Source organism: Xanthomonas sp. NCPPB 3218, assembly GCF_056725185.1.
The window spans coordinates 4,328,596-4,353,859 of sequence record NZ_CM161516.1; the positions used below are offsets into that span (position 1 = coordinate 4,328,596).

General features: G+C 66.5%; 22 protein-coding genes and 1 pseudogene. 9 read left to right on the plus strand and 14 right to left on the minus strand.

The window, feature by feature from the left end; genetic code table 11:
- Positions 1–195: 195 nt before the first annotated feature.
- The 4 genes from AC1PLS_RS17900 to AC1PLS_RS17915 form a co-directional block, all read right to left on the minus strand.
- The gene (locus tag AC1PLS_RS17900) at positions 196–957 is read right to left on the minus strand and encodes an ABC transporter permease (RefSeq protein WP_054593061.1); all 762 of its coding nucleotides are present in this window, start codon (positions 955–957) and stop codon (positions 196–198) included.
- Complete coding sequence (locus tag AC1PLS_RS17905) at positions 954–1,898, minus strand: ABC transporter ATP-binding protein (protein ID WP_054593062.1); 945 nt, start codon at positions 1,896–1,898, stop codon at positions 954–956. Before AC1PLS_RS17905 ends, AC1PLS_RS17900 begins: the two co-directional genes overlap by 4 nt.
- 278 nt (positions 1,899–2,176) lie before the next feature.
- Positions 2,177–3,814: a Na+/H+ antiporter gene (locus AC1PLS_RS17910; protein WP_016900897.1), complete on the minus strand. Its 1,638-nt coding sequence runs from the start codon at positions 3,812–3,814 to the stop codon at positions 2,177–2,179.
- A 278-nt stretch (positions 3,815–4,092) separates the two neighbouring features.
- Positions 4,093–4,665 carry a hypothetical protein gene (locus AC1PLS_RS17915; protein WP_260300137.1) on the minus strand — a complete coding sequence of 191 codons (573 nt, stop codon included), beginning with the start codon at positions 4,663–4,665 and terminating at the stop codon, positions 4,093–4,095.
- 421 nt (positions 4,666–5,086) lie between these two features.
- Here AC1PLS_RS17915 and AC1PLS_RS17920 point away from each other — a divergent pair, with 421 nt between their 5' ends.
- Together AC1PLS_RS17920 and AC1PLS_RS17925 are read left to right on the plus strand one after the other, a co-directional pair.
- Positions 5,087–5,281 carry a hypothetical protein gene (locus AC1PLS_RS17920; protein ID WP_481103912.1) on the plus strand — a complete coding sequence of 65 codons (195 nt, stop codon included), beginning with the start codon at positions 5,087–5,089 and terminating at the stop codon, positions 5,279–5,281.
- Positions 5,282–5,362: 81 nt separating this feature from the next.
- On the plus strand, positions 5,363–5,920 hold the full coding sequence (locus AC1PLS_RS17925; RefSeq protein WP_016900899.1) for a fasciclin domain-containing protein: 558 nt from the start codon (positions 5,363–5,365) through the stop codon (positions 5,918–5,920).
- Between the two features lie 475 nt (positions 5,921–6,395).
- Here the strand turns inward: AC1PLS_RS17925 and AC1PLS_RS17930 are convergent, their stop codons facing one another.
- The 4 genes from AC1PLS_RS17930 to AC1PLS_RS17945 all read right to left on the minus strand — a co-directional run bounded on the left by AC1PLS_RS17930 (position 6,396) and on the right by AC1PLS_RS17945 (position 10,873).
- Positions 6,396–7,835: a UdgX family uracil-DNA binding protein gene (locus AC1PLS_RS17930; RefSeq protein ID WP_184433359.1), complete on the minus strand. Its 1,440-nt coding sequence runs from the start codon at positions 7,833–7,835 to the stop codon at positions 6,396–6,398.
- Between the two features lie 203 nt (positions 7,836–8,038).
- Positions 8,039–9,283: a putative DNA modification/repair radical SAM protein gene (locus AC1PLS_RS17935; protein WP_016900902.1), complete on the minus strand. Its 1,245-nt coding sequence runs from the start codon at positions 9,281–9,283 to the stop codon at positions 8,039–8,041.
- Positions 9,284–9,600: 317 nt separating this feature from the next.
- Positions 9,601–10,431, minus strand: a complete 831-nt coding sequence (locus AC1PLS_RS17940) for a dioxygenase family protein (protein WP_184433356.1) — start codon at positions 10,429–10,431, stop codon at positions 9,601–9,603.
- Between the two features lie 31 nt (positions 10,432–10,462).
- Positions 10,463–10,873 (minus strand): DoxX family protein, encoded by a 411-nt coding sequence (locus AC1PLS_RS17945; protein ID WP_184379389.1) that lies wholly within the window; start codon positions 10,871–10,873, stop codon positions 10,463–10,465.
- A gap of 105 nt (positions 10,874–10,978) precedes the next feature.
- On the opposite strand from AC1PLS_RS17945, the gene AC1PLS_RS17950 reads away from it, so the two are divergent.
- From AC1PLS_RS17950 to AC1PLS_RS17970, 5 genes are all read left to right on the plus strand, one after another.
- A complete protein-coding gene (locus tag AC1PLS_RS17950) occupies positions 10,979–11,872 on the plus strand; it encodes a LysR family transcriptional regulator (protein ID WP_167763635.1) in 894 nt (297 codons plus the stop codon).
- Between the two features lie 95 nt (positions 11,873–11,967).
- The gene (locus AC1PLS_RS17955; RefSeq protein WP_039518741.1) at positions 11,968–12,537 is read left to right on the plus strand and encodes a flavodoxin family protein; all 570 of its coding nucleotides are present in this window, start codon (positions 11,968–11,970) and stop codon (positions 12,535–12,537) included.
- A gap of 277 nt (positions 12,538–12,814) precedes the next feature.
- The gene (locus AC1PLS_RS17960; RefSeq protein WP_024940767.1) at positions 12,815–13,810 is read left to right on the plus strand and encodes an aldo/keto reductase; all 996 of its coding nucleotides are present in this window, start codon (positions 12,815–12,817) and stop codon (positions 13,808–13,810) included.
- Positions 13,811–13,927: 117 nt separating this feature from the next.
- Positions 13,928–14,623, plus strand: a complete 696-nt coding sequence (locus AC1PLS_RS17965; protein ID WP_126966592.1) for a glycosyltransferase — start codon at positions 13,928–13,930, stop codon at positions 14,621–14,623.
- A gap of 150 nt (positions 14,624–14,773) precedes the next feature.
- On the plus strand, positions 14,774–16,843 hold the full coding sequence (locus AC1PLS_RS17970) for a M13 family metallopeptidase (protein WP_184615299.1): 2,070 nt from the start codon (positions 14,774–14,776) through the stop codon (positions 16,841–16,843).
- 51 nt (positions 16,844–16,894) lie between these two features.
- Here AC1PLS_RS17970 and AC1PLS_RS17975 read toward each other — a convergent pair whose 3' ends face one another.
- Positions 16,895–17,821 (minus strand): oxygenase MpaB family protein, encoded by a 927-nt coding sequence (locus tag AC1PLS_RS17975; protein WP_481103913.1) that lies wholly within the window; start codon positions 17,819–17,821, stop codon positions 16,895–16,897.
- A 441-nt stretch (positions 17,822–18,262) separates the two neighbouring features.
- Here AC1PLS_RS17975 and AC1PLS_RS17980 point away from each other — a divergent pair.
- A pseudogene (locus tag AC1PLS_RS17980) lies at positions 18,263–18,984 on the plus strand (hypothetical protein).
- 248 nt (positions 18,985–19,232) lie between these two features.
- Here the strand turns inward: AC1PLS_RS17980 and AC1PLS_RS17985 are convergent.
- The 4 genes from AC1PLS_RS17985 to AC1PLS_RS18000 form a co-directional block, all read right to left on the minus strand.
- Positions 19,233–20,828: an APC family permease gene (locus AC1PLS_RS17985; protein ID WP_024940772.1), complete on the minus strand. Its 1,596-nt coding sequence runs from the start codon at positions 20,826–20,828 to the stop codon at positions 19,233–19,235.
- 162 nt (positions 20,829–20,990) lie between these two features.
- Positions 20,991–21,362 carry a hypothetical protein gene (locus AC1PLS_RS17990; protein ID WP_024940773.1) on the minus strand — a complete coding sequence of 124 codons (372 nt, stop codon included), beginning with the start codon at positions 21,360–21,362 and terminating at the stop codon, positions 20,991–20,993.
- Positions 21,363–21,397: 35 nt separating this feature from the next.
- Complete coding sequence (locus tag AC1PLS_RS17995) at positions 21,398–22,174, minus strand: LytR/AlgR family response regulator transcription factor (protein ID WP_102251152.1); 777 nt, start codon at positions 22,172–22,174, stop codon at positions 21,398–21,400.
- Positions 22,171–23,466: a sensor histidine kinase gene (locus tag AC1PLS_RS18000; RefSeq protein WP_481103914.1), complete on the minus strand. Its 1,296-nt coding sequence runs from the start codon at positions 23,464–23,466 to the stop codon at positions 22,171–22,173. The genes AC1PLS_RS17995 and AC1PLS_RS18000 overlap by 4 nt, the downstream gene beginning before the upstream one ends.
- A gap of 313 nt (positions 23,467–23,779) precedes the next feature.
- Here AC1PLS_RS18000 and AC1PLS_RS18005 point away from each other — a divergent pair, with 313 nt between their 5' ends.
- Positions 23,780–24,994: an FAD-dependent oxidoreductase gene (locus tag AC1PLS_RS18005; protein ID WP_481103915.1), complete on the plus strand. Its 1,215-nt coding sequence runs from the start codon at positions 23,780–23,782 to the stop codon at positions 24,992–24,994.
- Between the two features lie 23 nt (positions 24,995–25,017).
- Here the strand turns inward: AC1PLS_RS18005 and AC1PLS_RS18010 are convergent, their stop codons facing one another.
- Positions 25,018–25,212 (minus strand): hypothetical protein, encoded by a 195-nt coding sequence (locus tag AC1PLS_RS18010; protein WP_024938471.1) that lies wholly within the window; start codon positions 25,210–25,212, stop codon positions 25,018–25,020.
- Positions 25,213–25,264 lie beyond the last annotated feature (52 nt).

Consider the following 25,264-nt stretch of genomic DNA (forward strand, 5'->3'; position numbering starts at 1 on the left):
AACTCTCTGGAGTGGCGCCCTCGCCAATTGCGAGACCGTGGGACGGCGTGGATGCCGCCACCGAGCCCCCAGGGCCGGATTCACGGCGCGTCCCGCGAGCAGCGAGGGCGCCGCGCACTCGCCCCAGTCAGCGTCGACCTGGACTGCCGGCGGCATCCACCAGGATGCGGCCGACCAAACCAATACCGTCACCACTCACGCCTTGAGCCGATAACCACTGCGGAAGATCGCCGCCACCACGCCCAGGCACACCAGCAGGAACAGGAAGGTCATGCCGGTGCTCACCGCGATGTGCACGTCGGCCTTGCCGTAGAAACTCCAGCGGAACCCGCTGATCAGGTACACCACCGGGTTGAACAGGGTGACCTTCTGCCACAACGGCGGCAGCATGTTGATCGAGTAGAAACTGCCGCCCAGGAAGGTCAGCGGCGTCACCACCATCAGCGGGATCACCTGCAGTTTTTCGAAGCCGTCGGCCCAGATGCCGATGATGAAACCGAACAGGCTGAAGGTCAGCGCGGTGAGCACCAGAAAGCCCAGCATCCACAGCGGATGCGCGATCTCGTAAGGCACGAACAGCCGCGCGGTGAGCAGGATCAGCAAGCCCAGCAACACCGACTTGGTGGCCGCCGCGCCCACATAGCCGATCACGATCTCCCACCAGGCCACCGGCGCCGACAGCACCTCGTAGATGGTGCCGGCCCAGCGCGGCATGTAGATGCCGAACGAGGCGTTGGAAATGCTCTCGTTGAGCAGGGACAGCATCACCAGCCCGGGAATGATGAAGGCCCCGTAGCTGACGCCGTCGATGTCGCCCATGCGCGAGCCGATCGCCGCGCCGAACACCACGAAATACAGCGAGGTCGACAATACCGGCGAGGCGATCGACTGGGTCAGCGTGCGGAAGGCGCGCGCCATTTCAAAGCGGTAGATCGCCGCAATCGCATGCCGGTTCATGCGCGCACCTCCACGTTGCGGGCGCCATGCACCAGGTTGACGAAGATCTCCTCCAGCGAACTCTCGCTGGAATGCAGGTCCTTGAAATCGATGCCCTGCTCGTTGAGCCGCCGCAGCAACGCACCGATACCGGTCTGCTCGGCCTGGGTGTCGAAGGTGTAGACCAGGCTGTTGCCGTCGGCCGACAGCTCCAGCGGCAGATCGGCCAGCGCGGCCGGGATGGCCTGCAGCGGTGCCTGCAGGCTCAGCGTGAGCTGCTTCTTGCCGAGCTTGCGCATCAGCGTGTGCTTGTCTTCCACCAGCACCAGCTCGCCGCGATTGATCACCCCGACCCGGTCGGCCATGTCTTCGGCTTCCTCGATGTAATGGGTGGTCAGGATCACCGTGGTGCCCTGCTCGCGCAGCCTGCGCACCATCTGCCACATGTCGTGACGCAGCTCCACGTCCACGCCTGCGGTGGGTTCGTCCAGAAACAGGATGCGCGGCTCGTGCGCCAGCGCCTTGGCGATCAGCACGCGCCGCTTCATGCCGCCGGACAGCGTGGAAATCTTGTTGTGGCGCTTGTCCCACAGCGAGAGCTCGCGCAGCACCGTTTCCAGATACGCCGCATTGGCCGGCTTGCCGAACAGCCCGCGACTGAAGCGCACGGTGGCCCACACGGTTTCGAACGCGTCGGTGGCCAGCTCCTGCGGCACCAGGCCGATGCTGGCACGCGCGGCGCGGTAGTCGCGCACGATGTCGTGGCCATCGGCCAGCACGGTGCCGGTGCTGGGGTTGATCAGCCCGCAAATGATGCTGATCAGCGTGGTCTTGCCGGCGCCGTTGGGACCGAGCAGCGCGAAGATCTCGCCGCGCCGGATCTGAAGGTCTACCTGCTTGAGCGCCTGAAAACCGCCAGCGTAGGTCTTGCTCAATCCCTGGATGGAAACGATTGGAGTCATGTCTTCTGCACTGGAGCGATCAGCCGCACAGGGTAGGCCGTGCGCCATGAAGATGGGAGAAGTGCGGATGGAATGGTGTCTTCCGGCGCGCGCCGGGAAGCCTCAGCGAACTGGACCGCGCACGCCTGCTGCGTCCGTTAGTCGGCGCATCTCCGTAGGAGCGCGCCTGAGCGCGATGGGGCTTTCCCGCCAACGCCCCATCGCGCCCAGGTGCGCTCCTACCCGAACACGGCAACCGCTGCTGCTCCTGCGATTCCCCACTCCCGATTCCCGCGCGCTCACGCGCGCTTGCGCGACTCGATCAGGTCCAGATTGCGCACCAGCCGGCGCGACAGGTCGTCGGAAATCTCGCGGCGCCTGGCCAGCTTGAACAGCTCGTTGCGCTCGGCCACCAGCGCGGCATGGCGGAACTGGCGCAGCGCCTGTTCGTAGGCGCCGGCCTCTTCCGGATCGGTCTCGGCCATGTCCACCGCGCCGAGCTTGCGCTGATAACGCTGGCTGACCTGATTGGCGGCGGCGTTGTAGCGCTCGGCATGCTTGCTACCGTCCACCAGCCGCTGACGCAGTTTTTCCACCGCTTCCAGCGCCGCCTGCGAGGCCGCCTTCACCGCCAGGTCTTCCTTGAGCTGCTCGTCTTCCTCCTCGGGCAATTCCAGCCCGCGCAGCAGCCGCGGCAAGGCCACGCTGGCCACCAGCAGCGACACCAGGATCACCGAGGCGGCCAGGAAGATCGCCAGCTGGCGGGCCGGAAACGGCGAGCCGTCTTCCAGCATCAACGGCAGCGTGAGCACGCCGGCCAGGGTGATCGCACCGCGCACGCCGGCCAGCGAGACCGCCACCACGATGCGCCACGGCGGGCTGACATGCTGCTCGCCGCGCCACTGCGCCTTGAAGATGTTCCAGCGCAGCGACAGGAACACCCACACGAAGCGCAACGCCATCAGGCTGGCGCTGATGGTGGCCACGTACACCGCCAGCCACCACGGATTGAGGTGCCCGGCCTCCTGCACGCTGCGCACCGCCCCGTCCAGGATGCCCGGCAACTGTTCGCCGAGCAGCACGAAGATGATGCCATTGAAGGTGAACTGCACCGTGTCCCACACCGCCGAGCGCTGCAGCCGCATATTGCCCGGCGCGTTACCGGCCATTTCCACGTAGCTCATGGTGACGCCGGCGGCCACTGCGGCCAGGATGCCGGAGGCATGGAAGGCCTCGGCCAGCAGATAGGCCGCGAACGGGGTCAGCAGGTTGACCAGGATCGCCGAACCCGGCTCCTCGCCGAAGTGGCGCCAGATCCAGGCCTGGATGCGGCTCAGGCCAAACGTGGTGGCCACGCCCAGCGCCAAGCCGGCCAATGCCACCCACAGGAAGGTCAGCGAGGCGGTGGCGAGCGAGAAGCTGCCGGTCAGCACCGCGGCCACCGCGAACTGGAAGCACACCAGCCCGGAAGCATCGTTGAGCAGGGACTCGCCTTCCAGGATGTGCATCAGCCGCTTGGGGATCGACACCTTGGAGGCGATCGAGGACACCGCCACCGGATCGGTCGGCGAGATGATCGCCGCCAGCGCGAAGGCCACTGCCAGCGGCATCGCCGGGATTAGCCAATGGATCAGCAGGCCCGCACCGATCACGGTGAACACCACCAGACCCAACGCCAGCTCGAGGATGGCCGCCTTGTCGCGGAACAGGCCTTGTTTGGGAATGCGCCAGCCATCCAGGAACAGCAGCGGCGGCAGGAACAATAGGAAGAACAGCTCCGGTTCCAGTTCGTGCCCGGCATCGAACACACCCGAAACCACCGCGCCAAGCGCAATCTGGACCAACGGCAGGGGCAACGAGAACGGCAGGATGCGGATCAGATAACCGCTGGCCGCGACCGCCAGCAACATGGCGAGGACGACATCGATCGAATGCATGGAAAACCCGGAAGAAGAAACGGTGCGCGCGTGCGGCATCGCATAGTGCAACGCACCATCACGCGCCTACGGAAACATACCGGTTTGCATCCGGCGATGAAACCTTTGCGCCACCTCGCTCAGCTTGCCGTCCGTTGCGGCAGATCTGCCATCGGGGCCCGTCGATGTCACACCGTTGCCGACTCGCGTCGGCCCGGTGCCGTTGGATACGCCAGCGAATGGACGCGCGCGCGCTGTTGCGGGAGCGCCCTGCCAGGCAGTTCACCGACAGACTGCAATCAGCTATGGCGAACGTGCCGCTTCGCATGCGGGGACGATTGCCGCGTGGTATCGACCGGGACGATGAAGGTCGCTTGCTGCAGTTGCAGCCTGGAGTCGTAGTGACTCACCACCACCTTGACTGCCTTGGGCTTTTTCCGGAAGGCATACGGCCACTGCGCGCCGACCATCTGCTGGCCGATCTTCTGGCCGTCGGCGTCTTGCACGAGGTTGAGGTGCACCGGGTAATTGCCTGCGCCGCCGTTGTCAGCATCGTTGGCATCGACCACATCGATATGGGCTTTTGAAAACGCCAGCGTCGACGGCCCGCCACCCTTGTCGTTGGCGCTGTCATCGAACCCGATGTTCCTGTAGCTGTAACTCACCAGCAGCACTTGCGTAGGCCGCCAGGACCCACCGCCATCGTCATGGATGTTCACCTTGGCCGGGCGAACGGCATCGATAGTGAACTGCCACTCGCCCGGAACGATCCATTGCTGCCCTGGCCGATAGGCTTCACTGGACGGAGCAAGGGACTTTGTTGGCGTTGGCGTTGGCGTCGAAGCCGGCGCTGCGGCCGAGACCTGCGTCATGCCGCACACCATCACGCTTGCAGCCAGGCATGCTGCCAGTGCCAGCCGCGTGCATCGGGTTTTTTTCTGCGTCATCTAGCTACAACCTTTCTGCGTGATTCGGTGAATTGCGTTGCCCGCAAATGCGGAGCCAGCCTGCAAGGTTCAACGTCGTTATCTGCACTCCACGCTAGCTGAAATGAGTGCAGCCGGTGGCGCGAGGTTACATGACACAAGCAGCAGATCACCGACGACATCATGCTACAGCCGTGGTTATTTAGTCCGGCTTCACCCACGAACTTATGTAGCAAAAACCACCTGATATTCACGCATTCGATAATCAGGTTGCAGGCCTAAAGATAATCCTGCCCGCCCTATTTGCGCTTGCTGGTAACTGTCGTCAGCAACGCATTGAACCTTGCCTGCACTGGCTGCGTATTGCATGGACGGCGGCAGGCGAATCGCGTCCTGTCTGCAATGGCACCTCGACCTGCATCGCTTCGGTTTCGACCACCGGCACATGCCTGGGTTGCTGCTGCCGCCCGAGCCCAGCGAGCGCAACAGGCTGTGTCGACGTCTGCGTTATGACGATCTCGAGCAACGCGGCACCAGGTACGCCCGTGTAAAAACCGCGTGATGCATCCGCGCTGCATCTACCCGCGTATCCAGCACTACGATTGCCATCCAGGCAGTCGCTTACCCAAAGGATCGATGCCTCATGAAGACCTCATTCCAGTCGCTTGCCATTGCCACCGCCATTGCCCTGACCAGCGCCATGGCCCCCGCTTACGCCGCATCGAACCCGACCGTGGGCGGTGCGCCGATGCTGGTGACCAAGGACATCGTCGACAACGCCGTCAACTCCAAGGACCACACTACCCTGGTCGCCGCGGTCAAGGCCGCCGGCCTGGTCGACACGCTGAAGGGGCCGGGCCCGTTCACCGTGTTTGCCCCGACCAACGCCGCATTCGCCGCCCTGCCGGCCGGCACGGTGGAAACGCTGCTCAAGCCCGAATCCAAGCCCACGCTGACCAAGGTGCTGACCTATCACGTGGTACCGGGCAAGGTCGACGCCGCATCGCTGATCGCCAAGATCAAGGCCGGCGGCGGCAGCGCCTCGCTGACCACCGTGCAGGGCGAGGCATTGACCGCAAAGCTCAACGGCAAGAAGGTCACCATCACCGATGCCAAGGGCAACACCGCCAACGTCACCATTGCCGATGTCATGCAGAGCAATGGCGTGATCCACGTGGTCGACAAGGTGTTGATGCCGTAACGGCAGCTCGCTGCCTGACGCAGGCAGTCGCAGGCGCGTGACCTGCATCGGCGGAACGCAGCCAGGTTCCGTCGATGGGTCGACGACGAATTGCGCCAGCAACGTTCTGAGCAGCTGCATTGCCGCAAGCACTCGGGTAGGCGTGGACGCTGCGCTCGACACCGGCAGGTACGGGTGGTACATGCCGATGTCGAACACCCACAGCGCCTGCCTGACCATCCTGCAGCAATCCTGCTTGTCGCTCCTGCTTCAAGTGGTTGGCCGCGCTGGCCTTGCACAACAACGTCGGCGCATCGGCTGCACAAGATTTAGGCGCAGACACTGCTGAATCGTTGTATCCGCGCATGCCTGGAAACAAGCTCCAGGCATCGCCACCACACCGCAAAGCGGCGGTGAGGGAACCACTGGCTCGCCAGTGGTTCCACTTGGTGTCTCGTTCTCCGACACCGTGCGCGTGCATTTGCACGCGCATCTTTTATGTCTTCACCATGCGCTCTGCAGCAACCGGTGCATCCAGCAACTGGCGCAGGTCCTCGACAAACCCGCGGTAGCCTTCCTCGCGCGCGGCCTCCGAGCCCTGCCGCAATACCCACGAGGGATGCACGGTGGTCAGCACCGGTGTGCCGTCGTCCAGCCGCTGCCACTGGCCGCGCTGCTGCATCAAGCGAAATCCGTTTCCCAGCACCGCCTGTGCCGCGGTTGCGCCCAGGCAGACGATCTGCGCCGGACGCAGCTGTGCGCGTTCGGCATGCAACCAGCCGCTGCAGGCCTGCACATGCGACCGTTCCGGGTTGCGATGCAGCCGCCGCTTGCCGCGTTGCTCGAAGCGGAAATGCTTGACCGCATTGGTCACGTAAATCGTGGCGCGGTCGATGCCGATCTCGCCCAGCGCCATGTTGAACAGACGCCCGGCCGGCCCGACGAACGGACGCCCGCTCAGATCCTCTTCATCGCCGGGCTGCTCACCGATCACCATCACCGACGCATCGCTCGGCCCTTCGCCGAACACCGTCTGCGTTGCCGGCTGCCATAACGCGCAACGCCGGCAATCGCGCGCGGCCACACGCAACTGCGCCAGGCTTTGCGTGGCCACTTCCGGGGTCGGCGCCGGCGCCGCCGGCACTCGCCGCCGCACCGGCTCGGGCGCACGCTCGGCCATCTCGCGCACGCGCACCCCGGCCTCGCGGATCAGCTCCGGCAACAGGCTCGCCTCGGGCAGGTTCTTCCAGTATTTCTGCGGCATTTCCTGCCGCATCATGGTCGGATTGAGACGCGCCGGATTGAAGATATGCGCGTAATAGGTGCGCCAGAGCGTCTCCTGCGCATCGTCGGCCGGCACCTGGGTGCGCACGGCACCCTCGCCGAACGTCAACGCCTCACCGTCCCAGCGCACGCTGCGATACGGGGTGAGGATCGCCCAGCGCATGCCGGCGAAGCGGCGCGCGAAAAATGGCGCCACCCGATCCACGATCCAATGCTCGGGCTCGAACCACGCCACGAAGTCTTCTTCTTCCACCGGCAAACGCCGAAAGCGCACGAACGCCTTCATCTTGTGCGTATCGCGCTGCACCGCCTTTTGCCACTGCGTCACCCGATGCACATCGACATCGGTGGCCCGCTCCAGCAGCGCGCGCTCGCCGCAGGCCACCCGCCACAACAGCCGGTACAGCACCGCATAGCGCTGCGGATCGCGGTGACACAACACCGCTCCCGCCATCTGCAGGAACTCCGCCGACACCCGCGGCGCTGCAGCCACGGCCGGCAAATCCAGCAGCCCCTGCCCCATCAACAAGCCGCCTTGCGCTCCGCCATTCCACGCGATGGAGTCGGGCTCCACCTGCGCGCACCACCCTGCCCGCGCCAGCGCACGCCATGCTTCAAGGCTCCAGCCCGGCTCGACGTCAGCGTTGAACATCGCGGTGGTCAGGATGGAGAGGTGGGATTGGGGATTTGGGATTGGGGATTCGCAAAGCGTCGCGTTCCTGTGTCAGCACTGGCCTTCAGTGGCAGCTTTGCGCCTGATGCGCCCCTTCTCCGCGCTTCGGGCAGCTTGCCCGGCAACACGGCAGACGCCAGCGGACGCGGCGGTGCGCCGGATGGCGGCGGCCAGCTGCGGTTTCAATCGAACAGACTCGCCTGTCTGGGTGCCGGCGCCAGTTGCGCGCGCAAGCGCACCGGGTCGTCCAGGCGCTGGCGCGGATGATGGTCCAGCACGCTCACAAACGGCAGCAGCTTCTTCATCGGCACCCGCAACCGCGCCAGGTCGCCCACCCGCAAGCGCGCATGCCGGCGCGACAACAACAGGCGCTCCACATTGCGCGTGCCCAGGCCCGGCACCCGCAGCAGCATCTCGCGCGGCGCCGCGTTCAGATCCACCGGAAACCGCTCCGGATTGCGCAGCGCCCAGGCCAGCTTCGGATCCACGTCCAGATCGAGCATGCCGCTGGACTGCGCCGGTGCGATCTCCTCCACGCTGAACTCGTAGAAGCGCAGCAACCAGTCGGCCTGATACAGCCGGTGTTCGCGCTGCAACGGCGGTGCCTGCAGCGGCAATTTGGACGAGGCATCCGGGATCGGGCTGAAGGCCGAGTAGTACACCCGGCGCATCCGGTAATTGCCGTAGAGATTGTGGCTGGTGTCCAGAATGCTGCGATCGTTGGCATCGTCGGCGCCGACGATCATCTGCGTGCTCTGCCCGGCCGGCGCAAAACGCGGCGGCTTGGCGCGGCGCAGCTTTTCGGCCTTGCGCTCCAGCTGGTTTTCTTCGATGCGCCAACGCAGTTCGCCCATTGCCGAGCGGATGCCGCCGACGCTTTTTTCCGGCGCCAGCAGCGTCAATCCCTGCTCGGTCGGCAGCTCCACGTTGATGCTCAGGCGGTCGGCGTAGCGGCCGGCGGCGGCCAGCAATTCCGGCGTTGCATCGGGGATGGTCTTGAGGTGGATGTAGCCGGCGAAGTGATGCACCTCGCGCAGCTGCCGCGCCACTTCCACCAGCTGCTCCATCGTGTAATCGGAGTTGCGGATGATGCCGCTGGACAGGAACAGGCCTTCGATGTAATTGCGCTTGTAGAAGTCCAGCGTCAGCGTGACTACTTCTTCCGGCGTGAAGCGCGCACGGCGCACGTTGCTGGACACGCGGTTGACGCAATACGCGCAATCGAACACGCAGAAATTGGTGAGCAGGATCTTCAACAGCGACACGCAGCGGCCGTCGGGCGTGTACGAGTGGCAGATGCCCATGCCCTCGGTGCTGCCGATCCCGCCGGTGCCGAGCGAATTGCGCTTGTTCGCGCCACTGGAGGCGCAGGACGCGTCGTATTTGGCCGCATCGGCCAGCACTGCGAGTTTGTCGAGGATTTTCACGCAAGCAGCATGTCGTGAAGGCGTCTCAGCCTATGAGACTGCACCGCACTTCATCGTGAATGCTTCAGAGCGCTGCGCTGCCGGCTCTTGTCGGCAGCATGCCTTGTCGCTGCGGGCCGGTGCGCCGTAGGTACCAAGCCGTATCGCCATGGGTCTTGCTAGCTGTAGCCACCGCACCACACCGGTTTGCAGCGGCAGTAACTGGCCACATGCCTTGGCTTGCAGGCGGCTGGGTGGTGCCTCGGGATTGCGGGGCCGGCATGCTGCCTGCCCCGTCGGTGACGGCGACGGTGCAGGCGTGCTGCGGTCGCCAGGGCTCAGGCGGCGACCGGGCCCGCAAGCGCGCGATCATCACCGGGATCGCCGTCGAACCGGTAGATATCCATCGCCAGAAACCCCGCGTCGATGCCGGCATCGATGCGCCGTGCGCCGAGCCGGTCGGCGCCGGCGGCGCCCATCGCCACGTACAGCGGCAACAGGTGCTCGTCGGTGGGATGCGCCCGAGCGGCATGCGGTGCCTGCCGGCGATAGTCCAGCAACGCGGCGATGTCGTCCTCCACCAGCTTGCGCTCGGTCCACTCGATGAAGGGCCGCACATACGGCGCCTCGCGCTCGGCGCTGTAGCCATGGCGGAAGTCGTGCAGGTTATGGGTGATGCTGCCCGAGCCGATCACCAGCACGCCGTCTTCGCGCAGCGGCGCCAGCGCGCGACCGACCGCAAACTGGTGCGCCGGCCCCAGCTCGGGCTGGATCGACACCGACACCACCGGGATGTCGGCGTCCGGATACAGCAGGCGCAGCGGCACCCACACGCCGTGATCGAAGCCGCGCTGCGGATCCAGGTGCGGATGCAGGCCGGCCTGTTCCAGCCGGCGCAGGATCTGCTGCGCCAGCGCCGGCTCGCCGGGCGCGGGATATTCCAGCTCGTACAGCGGTGCCGGAAAGCCGCCGAAGTCATGGATGGTGGGCGGCCGCGCCGCGCCGCTGACCAGCGGGCGACGGCCCAGCCAGTGCGCGGATGCCACCACGATCGCGCGCGGCCGCGGCAAGGTCTGCGCGAGCTCGGCCAGGCGCTCGCCGACCTGCCCCGGCTGCAGCGCAGTCATCGGCGATCCGTGCGAGATGTACAGGGAAGGCAAACGGGTCATGGCGTACTCCTCGAAAGAACGACAGGCAGCCTCAACGCGCCGGCTTCAGCGCCCACGCGCCTTCGCCGAGCAGGGCTTGCACGATCAGCAACACCGCCCACAGCGCCGGGTATTCCCAGCCGCCGCCCGGATTGGAAAAGCCGAAGCCGTTGCCGCCGTGCACGCTGACGATGGTGCCCAGCAGCAGTGGCACGCCCAGCAGCCCGACCCAGCGCGCATAGATACCCAGCAGCAGGGACAGGCCCAGACCCAGTTCCAGCGCAATGGTGAGATAGGCCAGCGCGCCCGGCAGGCCCAGCGAGTGGAAATAAGCCACGGTGCCGGCCGGGGTGAACACCAGCAACTTGGTCAGGCCGTGGGCCAGGAACAGCACGCCCAGGCTGATGCGCAACAAGGCGGCGCCGTAGGCAGCGGTACGCGGGGAAGCAAGCGAGGTGGACATTGGACGGACTCCAGTGAGGACCTGCACAGCCTATTGCTTACAAATTTCTGATAAATAGTTTTAGTTCGGATAATTTATTGCGATCAAAGCAACAATCGGACACCCATGGATACCCTCGATGCGATGCGCGTGTTCGCGGCAGTGGCCGAACGCAGCGGCTTCAGCGCGGCCGCCGATGCGCTGGACCGCTCTACCGCCAACGTGACCCGGCAGGTCGCCGCGCTCGAGCAACGGCTGGGCACCCGCCTGCTCAACCGCACCACCCGGCGGGTCAGCCTGACCAGCGCCGGCACCGCGTATTACCAGCGCTGCCTGCAACTGCTGGCCGACCTGGACGATCTGGAGGCCACGGTCGGCGCACAGGCGCTGGAGCCGGCCGGGGTGCTGCGCGTCAATGCGCCGGTGAGCTATGGCATCGAGCGCCTGGCCGCGCTGCTGCCGGGCTTTTGCGCTCGCTACCCGCAGGTGGAACTGGACCTGTCGCTGTCGGACCGGCTGGTGGACATGGTCGAAGAAGGCTTCGATGTCGCCATCCGCATCACCCGGCAGCCGGCGCCGACGCTGATCGCCCGGCGCCTGGGCACGGTCCGCCTGGTGCCCTGCGCGGCGCCGGCCTACCTGGCCCGTGCCGGCACCCCGACGCATCCGTCCGACCTGGCCGGCCACGACTGCCTGCTGTACCACTACTCGCCCAACGGCGACGAGGTGCGCTTCCATGGACCCGATGGCGATAGCGATGTGCGCATCCACGGCAGCCTGCGCGCCAACAACGGGCATGTGCTGAGCGCAGCGGCGGTGGCCGGCCTGGGCATCGCGATGCAGCCGGACTTCCTGGCCGACGAGCATCTGGCCGCCGGCCGGCTGGTGCGCATCCTTCCGCAGTACGCACTGGGGGAGATCGGCATCTTTGCCGTCTATACCAGCCGCAGCCACCTGGCCCCGAAGGTGCGCAGCTTCATCGACTACTTGGTCGACAGCATGGGCGATCCCGCGCGCTGATGAGCCCGGCAACAGTACGTCCCGTCGATGGTCATTAACCTGACACGGCATGTGTGGTCACAATCGGGCCCCCACCCGGATCAACAGGATTGCGCATGAGCAAGATCGCCATCATCTACTTCAGCGGCTACGGCCACACCGTCAAATTGGCCGAAGCCGTGCATGCCGGCGCTGCCAGCGTCGGCGAGGCCACGCTGTACCGCATCGATCAGGACGGCAACCTGCCCGACGACGCCTGGGAGGCGATCGGCGCAGCCGACGCCATCATCTACGGCAGCCCCACCTACATGGGCGGGCCTGCGTGGCAGTTCAAGAAGTTTGCCGACGCCAGCTCCAAGCCGTGGTTTGCGCAGGCCTGGAAGGACAAGATCGCAGCCGGCTTCACCAACTCGGCCTCGGTGAACGGCGACAAGTACGCCACCATCCAGTATTTCTGGACGCTGTCGCAGCAGCACGGCCAGGTCTGGGTGGGTACCGGCCTGCTGCCGTCCAACACCAAGGCGCACGGTCCGCAGGACATCAACTGGACCGCCGGCTCGGCAGGCGCGCTGGCGATCTCGCCCTCCGATGCCTCGCCGGAAGAAGCGCCGCGCAGCGGCGATCTGGAAACCGCCAAGCTGCTCGGCAAGCGCGTGGCCGAATTCGCCGGCAAGCTCAAGGGCTGAAGCGGCCAGTGGTAGCGCCCACATAAGAACACCCGCGTATGGCGGTGGGCCCTGGCCTGCCGCCATGCGCGGGTTTTGCGTGGAGTCGCGTCGAGCGCCCAGATTTTTTGCACTGTGCTGCCGACTGCTTGGCTGTGCGCCGTTTGCCCGTGCGCCCGGCGGACGCCACGGCAGCCCGCCAGCCGCCCACAGCGCCTTCATCGCACGGGCCACATCGTGCTAACGCGCGCCGCCGCATCCTCCCCTGACTTGTTCGCCGCACGGAGTTTCCTCCACCATGCAAACCCGCACGCTTGGCCGTTCCGGCCCCACCGTCTCTGCGCTCGGCCTCGGCTGTATGGGCATGAGCGCGTTCTACGGCGATCGCAGCGACGAGGCCGGCTCGATCGCAGTGATCCATCGCGCCCTCGACCACGGCGTCAGCCTGCTCGACACCGCCGACATGTACGGCCCGCACACCAATGAAATCCTGGTCGGCAAGGCCATTGCCGCGCGCCGGCACGAGGTGTTTCTGGCCACCAAGTTCGGCATCAAGCTCGACCCCAACGACCCGTCGGTGCGCGGCATCGATGGCAGCCCGGACTATGTGCAGGCGGCCTGCGAAGCCAGCCTGCGCCGCCTGGGCGTGGAGCACATCGACTTGTACTACCAGCACCGCGTGGACCCCAACGTGCCGATCGAAGACACCGTCGGTGCGATGTCGCGTCTGGTCGAACAGGGCAAGGTGCGCTTCCTGGGGCTGTCGGAGGCTGCTGCAGCCACCATCCGCCGTGCGCATGCGGTGCATCCCATCACCGCGGTGCAGACCGAATACTCGCTATGGTCGCGCGAGCCCGAGGACAACGGCGTCTTTGCCACCGTGCGCGAGCTCGGGATCGGCTTCGTTCCGTATTCGCCGCTGGGCCGCGGGTTCCTGACCGGCGCATTCGCCTCGCCGGACGACTTCGAGGCCGACGATTACCGTCGCCATTCGCCGCGTTTCCAGGGCGAGAACTTCACCCGCAACCTGCAACTGGTGGAGCAGGTCAAGGCGATCGCCGCCGACAAGGGCATCACGCCGGGGCAGCTGGCGCTGGCCTGGGTGCTGGCGCAGGGCCAGGATCTGGTGCCGATCCCGGGCACCAAGCGGCTGGCCTACCTGGAAGAAAACCTCGGCGCGCTCGATGTGGCGCTGATGCCGGACGAGCTCGCACGCATCGATGCGATCTTCCCGTTGCAGGCCGCGTCCGGTACGCGGTATCCGGAAGCGATGATGGGCGCGCTCAGCCGCTGAGCGTGCTCACTTGAGTGCACGCAGTCGCAGCTGTGCGGCGATTGCATGCGCTCACGCCATCGCACCGGTATGGCTCGCACACTTGGCATCACCACCGTCCGAGTGACACGCCCTGCCATGCTGTCCTTCGTGATCCCCGCCCATGACGAGGCCGCACTGATCGGCCAGACGCTGCAATGCCTGCACGCCTGTGCGCAGGCCATGCAGCTGGACTACGAGGTCATCGTGGTGGCCGATGCCTGCGAGGATGACACCGCCGCCATCGCGCGCGCGGCCGGTGCGCAGGTGCTGGAGGTGCAACTGCGCCATATCGCCGCCACCCGCAATGCCGGCGTGCAGCAGGCGCAGGGCGATCGCCTGCTGTTTCTGGACGCCGATACGCTGATCAATCCGCAGGTGGTCGGCGCGGCGCTGGCGGCGCTGGATGCCGGCGCGGTCGGCGGTGGCGCGCAGGTACATCTGCAGGGCAGGCGCGCGTGGTTCGAACGCATGGCGCAGGCGACGTTCGGCTGGCTGTTCCGTCTCAGCGGCATTGCCCCGGGCTGCTTCCTGTTCTGCACGCGCGCGGCATTCGTCAGCGCCGGCGGCTTCGATACGCGTTACTACGCCGGCGAAGACGTGGCATTGAGCCGCGCGCTGGCACGCTGCGGGCGGTTCGTGATCCTGCGCCAGACCGTGCACACCTCCGACCGCAAGCTGCGCAGCTTTTCCAAGCGCGAGCACCTGAGCCTGCTGCTGCGCTTTCTGTGGCGCGGGCGCGGCATGCTGCAGACCCGCGATGCGCTGGGTTTCTGGTACCAGCGCCGGCGCTGAACCGCGCGTGTCCGCAGGCTGCCATGCCGGCTGCGCGCTGCCATCGCGTCGGGACGTGGCGACGGCGGCAATTTACACTGGTATGTCTGTTTTTCGTTTCCGAGTTGCACTCGCATGGCTCTTCTGCACCGTCCTGTCCTGATCGCTGCGCTGTCGGCTGCCCTGCTGAGCACCGCCGCGTGCCACCGCGATGGCACTTCACCGGCAACGACGGCGCACGCCAAGCCCGCGCCCACCACGCCCAAGCTGGGCGATTTCGGTTTCGATGCGGCAGGCATGGACCGCAGCGTGGCACCAGGCGACGACTTCTTCAGCTACGCCAGCGGCAACTGGGTCAGGACCACCCATATCCCGGACGACCGCTCCAGCTTCAACAGCTTCGTCAGCATCGCGATCGAGACCGAGCAGCACAGCCGCGACATCATCGAGGGCGCCGCCGCCAACGACCGTGTCACCGGCGAAGACAAGCAGATTGGCGATTACTACGCGGCCTACATGGACGAAGCCGGGATCGAGGCCAAGGGCGTGCGCCCGGTGCAGCCGGAACTGGACGCGATTGCGCAGCTGGATGACAAGCAGGCGCTGGCGCGCACCCTGGGCGGCCAGCTGCGCGCCGATGTGGATCTGCTCAACTCCACCAACTTCCATACCGACCGGCTATTCGGTCTGTGGATCTCGCAGGATCTGCATCATCCGGGCCGCTACGTGCCGTATCTGGTGCAGGGCGGTCTGGGCATGCCGGACCGCAGCTTCTATCTGGACGACGGGCGCATGACGCAGATGCGCGACGCCTACCGCGCGCACATCGTCAAGCTGCTGGAACTGGCCGGCATCGATGACGCGGCGGCCAGGGCCGAGCGGATCCTGGCCCTGGAAACCGCGATGGCGCGCGTGCACGCCACCGCCGAACAGACCAACAACGTGCAGGCCGGCGCCAACCCCTGGAAACAGGCCGATTTTGCGCGTAACGCGCCCGGCCTGGACTGGGCGCCGTTCTTCGAAGCGGCCGGCCTGAAGGCGCAGCAGGACTTCATCGTCTGGCAGCCCGGCGCGGTGACCGGGTTGTCGGCGCTGGTGCGCTCCGAGTCGCTGCAGACCTGGAAGGATTACCTGAGCTTTCGCGCGCTGGACCGCGCCTCGCCGTATCTGTCCAAGGCCTTTGCCGATGAGCGCTTTGCGTTCTACGGCACCACGCTGGAAGGCACACCGCAACAACGGCAGCGCTGGAAGCGCGGTATCGACGCCACCAACGCGGCCCTGGGCGAAGCGGTGGGCGAGCGCTATGTGCAGAAGTACGTCAGCGCCCAGACCAAGACGCGTGCCGAGGAGATGGTCAGGAACATCGTCACCGCCTTCGGCAAACGCATCGACGCGCTGGAGTGGATGAGCCCGCAGACCAAGCAGCATGCCAAGGCCAAGATTTCCGGGCTGACGGTGGCGGTGGGCTATCCGGACACCTGGCGCGACTACAGCGCGCTAGATGTGCGCCGCGACGACGCGCTGGGAAATGTGCAGCGCGCCGAGCTGTTCGAGTACCGGCGCAATCTGGCCAAGCTGGGCAAGGCCGTGGATCACCGCGAGTGGTACATGCTGCCGCAGGAGGTCAACGCGCTGAACGTACCCCTGGAAAACCGCCTGCTGTTTCCGGCCGCGATCCTGCAGCCGCCGTTCTTCGACCCGGCCGCCGACGATGCGGTGAACTACGGCGCCATCGGCGCGGTGATCGGCCATGAGATCAGCCACAGCTTCGACAACATGGGCGCGCAGTTCGACGAACATGGCGAGCTGCACAACTGGTGGACGCCGCAGGACCTGAAAAAATTCGAGGCCGCCGGCAATGCGCTCGCCGCGCAGTTCAGTGCGTACAAGCCGTTCGACGACCTGAGCGTCAACGGCAAGCTGACGCTGGGTGAGAACATCGCCGATGTCGCCGGCCTGGCCACTGCCTACGACGCCTATCAGCTGTCGCTGCAGGGCAAGCAGCCCCAGACCATCGACGGTTTCAGCCCGGACCAGCGCTTCTTCCTGGGCTTTGCCCAGGCCTGGCGCGGCAAGTACCGCGACGCGGCGCTACGCAATGCCGTGCTCACCGACGTGCATGCACCCGGACGTTTCCGCGCGCAGACCGTGCGCAACCTCGATGCCTGGTATCCGGCGTTCAATGTGCAGCAGGGCGAGCAGTTGTACCTGCCGCCAGAGCAACGGGTGCGGATCTGGTAGCCAGCCCCCCCCTTCAAACCAACGCCCTGCACACCAGGCAAGCACCCGCACTCACTGCGCCCCGGGCCACTCCAGCAATATCGTCTGCGGCAGCTGCATGCGGCGGCAGGCGCGTGCGGACAGCCCGTCGCGTAGCGCGGTGCGGAACAGGGGCGACAGGCTGCGCAACAGCCGCGCCGACGCATGTGCCTGTGCGCGCTGCGTGGTGGTGCGGCCGAGCATGTCGCTGGCCCAGCCCGGCAACAGGGCGGTACCGGCACCGAGGAACACCCCGCGCGACAGGCCGGCCGCCGGCACCGGCAACTGGATGCTGGTGAGGATGTCGAGCACCTCGCGCGAGCGCGTGTCCATGCGCAACTGCCCGCGCACGGTGGCGAAATACGCATCGACCTGTGCTTCGCTGGCGGGCACATCGGTGGCGCCCAGCGCTTCGGCAACGCGGCGCGCTTCGTCGTAGTAACGATCGGCAATGTGCGCCGGCACGTCGCGGCAATAACGTCGGCAGCCCTGCAGAAAACCGTAGGCTTCGGTGACGTGCACCCAGGTCAGCAACTGCGGGTCGTTGGCGTCGTACGGCACGCCGTCGGCGGTGTGGCCGTGGATATGCGAATGGATGCTGCGCACGCGGGCGATCAGTTGCTCGGCCTCGGCGCGCGGGGCATAGGTGGTGCCGGCGACGAAATTGGTGGTGCGCCGCAGCCGCCCGATCAGGTCGGCGCGGAAGTTGGAATGGTCGTAGACCCCGGCCAGCGCGCGTGGATGCAGCAGTTGCAGCATCAATGCGCACAGTCCGCCGGACAACATGCCGGGGAATTCGGAATGCACGCGCCAGGTGACGCTGTCGGGCCCGAAGATGCCGGGATCCCCGAGTGGCTGGTCGTAGTCGATGGTGCTCTGGCCACGGGGAAACGCGCCCAGCACCCAGCGATGGATCTGCCTGGCGGCGGGAGCAGTGAGGGTACGCAGGACGGCTGACATGCGCGCAAGGATACCTAGGCGGTTGCAAGATCGCGTCGTGGTGCTGAGGGGCTGGGATTGGGGATTTGGGATTCGGGATTGGTGAAAGGCGGCGCCGTGTGCGCTGTTCGTATCGATGCGCGCCGATCGTCTCGACGGGTGCTTGCCTGTCGCTGGACCTTGCGCGGCATGCATGCTTGCGCGGCGCTCACGCGATCTGTACGCCGGACTGGGTCGCGCCGGCCGCAACGCCACGGAGGCAATCACGCAGGCGCGAGTGTGCAGTGCAGCAAGAATCACGGCGCACCGCAGCTGCAATCGCCCGACAAACGCTGCAAAGCGCCTGAATACTGCGATTTGTGCGCCGGTACGCAGGATTGGCTGGCCTTCGGCGCGCAGCAGGCATTGCCAAGCACGGCGAAAGTGCTAGAACTAGGGCCGTCCGTGTACCGGCCAGCATCACTGCCAGCCGCTGCCCGGTCGCTCCAGGGCACCGGCGCGTTGCCGGGTGCAGCAAGTCGTTCGTACCAGCCATCCGTCAGGAGCTTGTCATGATCGCTTTGTTCCAAGGTTTGGGCCTGCTATTGCAGGACAACGCACTCCATCGGCTCTCCTTCGACGAGCAGGTCGCGCACTGGCGCGAAAAGACCGACGAACAGCTCGACCAGGAGCTCAATCTGCTCAAGGTGGCCAAGAAACAGTGGGTGATCGCCTCGATCATCGGCTGGCAGGCGATCTCGCTGGTGTTGCTGGGCGTGATCACCCACCAGCTCTGGCAGAACGACTACCACCTGACCTTCAGCCGCGTGGTGATCATCTTTACCTCGTGGGCCTCGATCCTGTTCGTCATGTGGTACATCGCCGATCTGTTCGACCACAGCGCCGGTTTCGAACGCTGGCTGCGCGCCTTCAACAGCCGTGCACGGGTCACCCCGGATGCCGACTCGGTCGAATGCGTGGCCGATGCGCTGGACATGACCCGCCGCTATCCAGAAGTGCTGCGCTACAAGCAGGAGGTCAGTTCCAAGCGCGAGCTGCGCCACGAGGACATCGTCAACATGCGCGAGATGGGGCGGCTGCGTCGCTACACCGAATTGCTGCGTGATCTGGACCGCTTCGATGGTGCGCCGCGGCTGGTGACCAATACCGCTCCCCATAGCGCGGCGGCGGGGACGCTGGCGTAGCGGTGTGGCGATGGATGCGGTGATTGCTGCAAGGCATCGGCAATGCCGCGCGCCTGACGAAACGGCCTGATCGACCTGCCCGACGTCCGATCGCAACACGGCGTGCGCTGCCAGGCGGCGCCAGTCGCTGCACTCCATCGCGTGCGTGACGACCAACAAAAAACGGCCGGTGCAGTGCACCGGCCGTTTTTTGTTTGCGGCGCCCGGAGACAGACGCCTTGTTTCAGCAGCAATCAGCGATCAGGCGCTCACGCCTGCGCGACAGCCTTCTCCACCGACGGCGTACGCCAACCGCTGCGCACACCCCAGATGTAGAACACCGCGCCGACCGCCGCGACCACAGCCAGATCGGTGCCATAGCTGAGGTAGCCGTGCCCGCCGAAGTCGCTGCTGCCGGCCCAGGACAGCAGCGCGATCGTCGGCAGGTAGCAGATCATCCAGGCCGCGCCCTTGAGGTTGCGCCCAAGATCCGGCCAGCCCTGCTTGGCCTGGTAGTAGCAGTACACCGGCAGCGCCACGACCATCAGCAGGATGATCTCGCCGGTCAGCGGCCAGCGCGCCCAGTACAGCAGCTCGGTCGCCATCACGAAGGCCACGCCGGCCAGCACCGGCAGTGCAGCGATGCGCAGCGGGCGATGCAGCTCCGGCGCGTGCCGGCGCAGCGCCATCGCACTGATCGGGCCGGTGAGGTAGGAAATGATGGTCGCCACCGAGATCACCGCCGCCAGCGTGCCCCAGCCGCGGAAGAAGAACAGGAAAACGAACGACACCGCCAGGTTGAAGAACATCGCCATGCGCGGCACGCCCCAGACCGGGTGCAGCTTGCCCAGCACCGACGGCATGGTGCCGTTCTTTTCCATGCCGTAGACCATGCGCGCGGTGGTGGCGGTATAGGTGATGCCGGTACCGCTGGGGCTGACGAACGCATCGATGTACAGCAGCATGGCCAGCCAATGCAGGTTGACGATGATGGCCAGCTCGGCGAACGGCGAGCGGAAATCGATGCCGTGCCAGCCGGCCTTGGCCAGCAGGTCCGGCGGCACCGCGCCGATGTAGGCCACCTGCAGGATCACGTAGACCACCGTGGCCAGCGCGATCGAGCCCAGCACCGCGAACGGAATGCTGCGGCCCGGGTTGCGCGCTTCACCGGCCAGGTTCACCGGGCTCTGGAAGCCGTTGAAGCTGAAGACGATGCCGGCAGTAGCCACCGCAGTCAGCACCGCGGCCAGGTCGATCACGTGCGCGTCGCCGTGGATGCCGACGCTGAAGTTCTCGCTGTGGAACCCGCTGGCGATCAGGGCCACGCCGGTCGCCGCCGGCACCACCAGCTTGAACACGGTGATCAGCGTATTGGAGCGCGCGAACAGCTTGACGCTCCAGAAATTGAGGAAGAAATACACCAGCACCAGCACTGCCGAGATCAGCAGGCCGGGCACCGACAACTCCCCGGCCCCGCCGGGTGCCTGCACATACAGGCCCTGCGCCCAGGCCCATGGCCAGGAGGCCATGTACTGCACCGAGGCCTCGGCCTCGACCGGGATCACCGACACGATCGCGATCCAGTTGGCCCAGCCGGCGATGAAGCCCACCAGCGAGCCGTGCGAGTAATGGCTGTAGCGCACCATGCCGCCGGACTCGGGGAACATCGCGCCCAGTTCCGCGTAGGACAGCGCGATGGTGGTGATGATCGCCGCACCCAGAATCCAGGCCCAGATCGCACCGGGGCCGGCCAGGCCGGCAGCGCGCCAGGCACCGAACAGCCAGCCGGAACCGATGATCGAGCCCAGGCCGGTGAGCATGAGGGCGAAGGGGCCAACGTCGCGGCGTAGCGATTGTTCGGACATGAGAAGCCTGGCAGTGAGGACGCCGTGAACCGGCAACAAGCCCGCAATGATCGCAGAAGCGGCCGCTGATCGTCAGTGCGTATTCAGGCTTGCGTCCGGTTGCAGCATCGCTTGCTACATAGCTGAAACATGTTTCCGCCGAGCCAGGCCGGCAACGCCCGCTCAGCCATGGCAATCGGCGCTGGGCGCGCTGGTATCCACACAGGTATGCGCCTGACGCGGAATGCCACGCAGTTCGCGCACCTGCCCGGGCGTTAGCGCAAAGCTGTCCAGCGTCCTGCGTGCGCAGGCCGGCGTGCCTGTGGTGTTGCCCGCGGCAGGCGCGGCGCAGTGTTCCTCGTACACCAGGTAATGGCAGCGACCGCTGCTGCTGGCCAGGCAGTGCACATTGAGGTCGGTAGCGGTGGCCAGGGTCTTGCTGAAGATCACGTCCTGGCCATTGCTGGTGGCGCGGGTGATGGAGGTGGTGCCATTGCGGTCGTGACAACCGGCCAAGGCAAGCAGGCAATACACGAGGGAGGCGATCAGGCGCATATCAGCAATCCTTTCAGTCGATGCGATCGGGGGAATTACATGCCGCGGAACAGGCTCATGAAGGGCTGGCTGACGGTGAGCGTTTCGCTGCGCCCGCGCAGTGCCAGCCGGCCCTTGCCGGTGTCCTCGCGCACCACCGAGGCGACCGCCTTCATGTTGACGATGGTGGAGCGGTGGATCTGCTTGAACACCTGCGGATCCAGCACGTCGAGCAACTCGCGCAGCGGCGTGCGCAGGATCGCCTCGCCGGCGGCGGTCATCACCGTGGTGTATTTCTGGTCGGCCTGGAAATACGCCACCTCGTCCAGCGCGATCAGGCGCGTCTCGCGGCCGCTGCTGGCGGTGAGCCAGGCCAACGGCGGCGCGGCGCTGGCGGCAGCAGGGCGCGCGGACAGGCGCTGCAACAAGGCCTCCAGCAGCTGGCCGTCCGGCTGGCCGGCGGCAGCGCGTTGCTGCACGCGCTGCCAGGTGGCCTGCAGGCGCTCGCGGCTGATCGGCTTGAGCAGGTAGTCCACCGCGCCGTGTTCGAACGCATCGATGGCGTACTGGTCGTAGGCAGTGACGAACACCACCTGGGTACGCGGGCTGACCTCGCGCAGCGCACGCGCCACCTCGATGCCGGTGAGCCCGGGCATGCGGATATCCAGGAACACCACATCCGGCTGCTGCGCGGCGATGGTCTCCAGCGCGCCGGCGCCGTCTTCGCATTCGCCCACCACCTGCAGCTGCGGGCACACCTCGGCCAGCAGCGCGAGCAGGGACTGCCGCAGCAACGCTTCGTCTTCGGCGATCACCGCACGCAGCGCGCTCATGCCTGCACCTGCGCGGTGGAGCTGTGCGTGCCTGGCAACGGCGGCGGCATGCGTGTGGCGGTCATCGGCGCCGGCAGCGGCAGGCTGATGGTGGCGGCCACACCGCTGGGGAAATTGGACACGATGGCAAAGCTGGCCTTGCTGGCGTAGATCAACTGTAGCCGCTCGCGCAGGTTCTTCAGGCCGATGCCGGTGCCTTGGGTGTGGGTGCCGAAGCCCTGGCCATCGTCGGCCACGGTCAGCGTGGCATGGTCGTCGACGCGACGCGCCAGGATCCATATCGTGCCGCCGCCGGGCTTGGGTTCCAGCCCGTGCTTGATCGCGTTCTCCACCAGGGTCTGCAGCATCATCGACGGCAGTTGCAGCGCGCGCAGCTCGTACGGCACCTCCACCTGCAGGACCAGCCGCGTGCCCATGCGGATGCGCAGGATTTCCAGATAGGCCTGGGTGCGTTCGAGTTCCTCGCCCAGGGTGGAGATGGCCCCGTCGGCGCTGGGCAGCGAGCTGCGCAGGTACTGGATCAGGTGCCCGATCATGATCTCCGCGCGCGGCGGGTCGGTGCGTGCCAGCACCTGTGCGCTGGCCAGCGTGTTGTAGAGAAAGTGCGGCTCGACCTGCGCATGCAGCAGGTTCAGGCGGGCCACCGCCAGTTCCTTTTCCATCACCGATTGCTCGGCCGCGGCCTGCTCGTCGCGACGTTGCTCGCCGACCCGGCGCACCACCGCGCGATTGATCGCCTCGGCATTCTCGTAATTGCTGCCTTCGTCCACCGCAAACAGGTCCACCCAGGCACCGGCGTCGGGTTCGCACAACACCGTGACGCTGCTGGTGCCCTGCCCCGGCGTGATCGTCACCAGCACCTGGTTGCGCTTGATCGCAAAACGCGCGAACAGGTTCCAGCGCGAGGGCTGACGTCCTTCGTAAGGGTCGATGCGGCGCACCTTGGCGCGGATCAGCAGGCTGCCGGGCGCGCATTCGATGTCCTGCACGCGCGGCAACGCGCGCACGGCCTCTTCGACCACGACAAAGCTGGCCTGCACGTCCAGCGGCACCTCGATCTGGCGGCGCTGGCGGGTCGACAAGGTGTCGTGATCCAGCCGCCCGGCGATCAGGCGCACCCGGCGCACATGCGTGATCGCACTCATCAGGGCAAGCGTCAGCAGCACCACGCAGATCAGCCCGAAGAACGCGCCGGTGGAGCCGAACAGCTGCGCCCACATGATCGCGGCCACCAGCAACGCGGCGGCCCAGGCGAACACGATACGCACGATCAGGAAGACGCTGGCAGACACGGGTGGGAGCTCGTTGGGTTGGGACGCGGCGAGCATAGCCGGCAAGCGATCGGGCGAACGCCCCCGGGCGACGAATGGCCGCTGGCGCGGCTTCAACTGCCCGGATCGCGGTGCGAAACCTGCCTGGTCGGCGGTGGCAGGCGCAGATGCGCGCGGTATGCTCGGCGTGCGCGACCGACGATGCTGCGGGGTGCCGGTCGCTGGCGCGCAGCGCAGGGCCTGGCGTTTACCGGTACTGCACCGCGCGCTACGCGTGGCCGGTCGCGCAGGCGCCATTACCCCAATCACTTTCTGCACATCGCTCAGGAGCCGCATGCACCGTCGTCATTTCCTGCATAGCGCCGGCCTCGCGCTCGCGGCCGCTTCCACCGGAAGCTGGGCCACGACCGGCAAGGCGGCCGCTGCGCCGGCCTCGCCGCTACCCGCCACGTCGCCGGGCGCCTCGCCCGACCAGTTCGCCGCAGCGCCGCCGCTGGCGCCGATCCGCGCGGCGGTCGATCGCATCATTGCGATCAACGGCTGCACCCGCCCGTTCCGTGCGCAGGGGCCGCGGATCGAGGCCGAACGCATCGGCCGCAAGACGGTGGTGCACAACTATGGACATGGCGGCAGCGGGTGGTCGCTGTCGTGGGGCGCGGCCGAGCATGCGCTGCGGCTGGTGCAGGCCGCCGATGCGGATGCGCGCGAGCTGGCGGTGATCGGCTGCGGCGCGATCGGGTTGACCACCGCGCTGGTGGCGCAACGTGCGGGCCTGCGCGTGCGCATCTATGCGCGCGAGCGCCTGCCGGACGTGCGCTCGTTCTACGCCACCGGCGTGTGGTCGCCGGACTCGCGCGTGTGCACCAGCGAGCACGCCAGCGCCGATTTCAGGACCCGCTGGGAAGAGATGGCGCGCATTTCGTTTCGCCGCTACCAGACCCTGCTGGGCCTGCCGGGCGAGCCGATCGAATGGCGCGATGGCTATGCGTTGTCGGATGTGCCGTTCGATCAACCGAGCGCGTCGGCCGAAGCGCACGAGCCGGACTACCCGCCACTGGAGCGCGACCTGCTCGACGATCTCGGCCCACGCTCGCAACCGGTTGCGCCCGGCAGTCATCCGTTTCCGGTGCCGTTCGTGCGCCGCTACAGCCAGCTGACCTTCAACCTCAGCGCCTACGCGCGCCTGCTGATGGACGACTTTCTGCGGGCCGGCGGCGAGCTGTACACGCGCAACTTCGAGCATCCGCGCCAGTTCGGCCAGCTGCGCGAGAAGATCCTGGTCAATGCCACCGGCTATGGCGCGCGTGCATTGCTTGGCGACGACAGCGTCATCCCGGTACGTGGGCAGACCGCGCGCCTGATTCCGCAACCGGAAGTGACCTACGGCTTGGTCTGGCGCGGCCACAATCTCAATGTGGTGCCACGCCGCGATGGCTTGCTGGTGCAGTCGCAAGGTGCCCACGATTTCAACAACCCCGATGCCACGCCGGATCACGCCGCGTCTGCAGCAGCGGTCCGCGAGCTGGCACGGTTGTTTCCTGCGCGCTGAGGCAGTTTTCCCGCGCGTTGCGCTCAGGACTCGCCAAGCGAGGCCTGCAGCGCGCGGGCCAGGGCGGCATCGCCGCTGACCAGTTCGTCCCACCGCAAGGCCACGCCTTTGCGTCGGCCTTTTTCGACCAGCTTCAAGCCCTGCGGGTCGATGACCAGGGTATAGACCTGCTCGCCGATCTGCAGCTCGCGGCGTAACGGTTTGTCCAACGGCGTCATGGCAGCTCCAGGGGCAAGGACCAGCCATCGGTTGTAGCGCATCGGTCTGCAA

Bases quoted from the DNA above. Each gene is read 5' to 3' on its own strand.
- AC1PLS_RS17900 (WP_054593061.1), bottom strand. From the start codon at position 957: ATGAACCGGCATGCGATTGCGGCGATCTACCGCTTTGAAATGGCGCGC.
- AC1PLS_RS17905 (WP_054593062.1), bottom strand. From the start codon at position 1,898: ATGACTCCAATCGTTTCCATCCAGGGATTGAGCAAGACCTACGCTGGC.
- AC1PLS_RS17910 (WP_016900897.1), bottom strand. From the start codon at position 3,814: ATGCATTCGATCGATGTCGTCCTCGCCATGTTGCTGGCGGTCGCGGCC.
- AC1PLS_RS17915 (WP_260300137.1), bottom strand. From the start codon at position 4,665: ATGACGCAGGTCTCGGCCGCAGCGCCGGCTTCGACGCCAACGCCAACG.
- AC1PLS_RS17920 (WP_481103912.1), top strand. From the start codon at position 5,087: ATGGACGGCGGCAGGCGAATCGCGTCCTGTCTGCAATGGCACCTCGAC.
- AC1PLS_RS17925 (WP_016900899.1), top strand. From the start codon at position 5,363: ATGAAGACCTCATTCCAGTCGCTTGCCATTGCCACCGCCATTGCCCTG.
- AC1PLS_RS17930 (WP_184433359.1), bottom strand. From the start codon at position 7,835: ATGTTCAACGCTGACGTCGAGCCGGGCTGGAGCCTTGAAGCATGGCGT.
- AC1PLS_RS17940 (WP_184433356.1), bottom strand. From the start codon at position 10,431: ATGACCCGTTTGCCTTCCCTGTACATCTCGCACGGATCGCCGATGACT.
- AC1PLS_RS17945 (WP_184379389.1), bottom strand. From the start codon at position 10,873: ATGTCCACCTCGCTTGCTTCCCCGCGTACCGCTGCCTACGGCGCCGCC.
- AC1PLS_RS17950 (WP_167763635.1), top strand. From the start codon at position 10,979: ATGGATACCCTCGATGCGATGCGCGTGTTCGCGGCAGTGGCCGAACGC.
- AC1PLS_RS17955 (WP_039518741.1), top strand. From the start codon at position 11,968: ATGAGCAAGATCGCCATCATCTACTTCAGCGGCTACGGCCACACCGTC.
- AC1PLS_RS17960 (WP_024940767.1), top strand. From the start codon at position 12,815: ATGCAAACCCGCACGCTTGGCCGTTCCGGCCCCACCGTCTCTGCGCTC.
- AC1PLS_RS17965 (WP_126966592.1), top strand. From the start codon at position 13,928: ATGCTGTCCTTCGTGATCCCCGCCCATGACGAGGCCGCACTGATCGGC.
- AC1PLS_RS17975 (WP_481103913.1), bottom strand. From the start codon at position 17,821: ATGTCAGCCGTCCTGCGTACCCTCACTGCTCCCGCCGCCAGGCAGATC.
- AC1PLS_RS17985 (WP_024940772.1), bottom strand. From the start codon at position 20,828: ATGTCCGAACAATCGCTACGCCGCGACGTTGGCCCCTTCGCCCTCATG.
- AC1PLS_RS17990 (WP_024940773.1), bottom strand. From the start codon at position 21,362: ATGCGCCTGATCGCCTCCCTCGTGTATTGCCTGCTTGCCTTGGCCGGT.
- AC1PLS_RS17995 (WP_102251152.1), bottom strand. From the start codon at position 22,174: ATGAGCGCGCTGCGTGCGGTGATCGCCGAAGACGAAGCGTTGCTGCGG.
- AC1PLS_RS18005 (WP_481103915.1), top strand. From the start codon at position 23,780: ATGCACCGTCGTCATTTCCTGCATAGCGCCGGCCTCGCGCTCGCGGCC.
- AC1PLS_RS18010 (WP_024938471.1), bottom strand. From the start codon at position 25,212: ATGACGCCGTTGGACAAACCGTTACGCCGCGAGCTGCAGATCGGCGAG.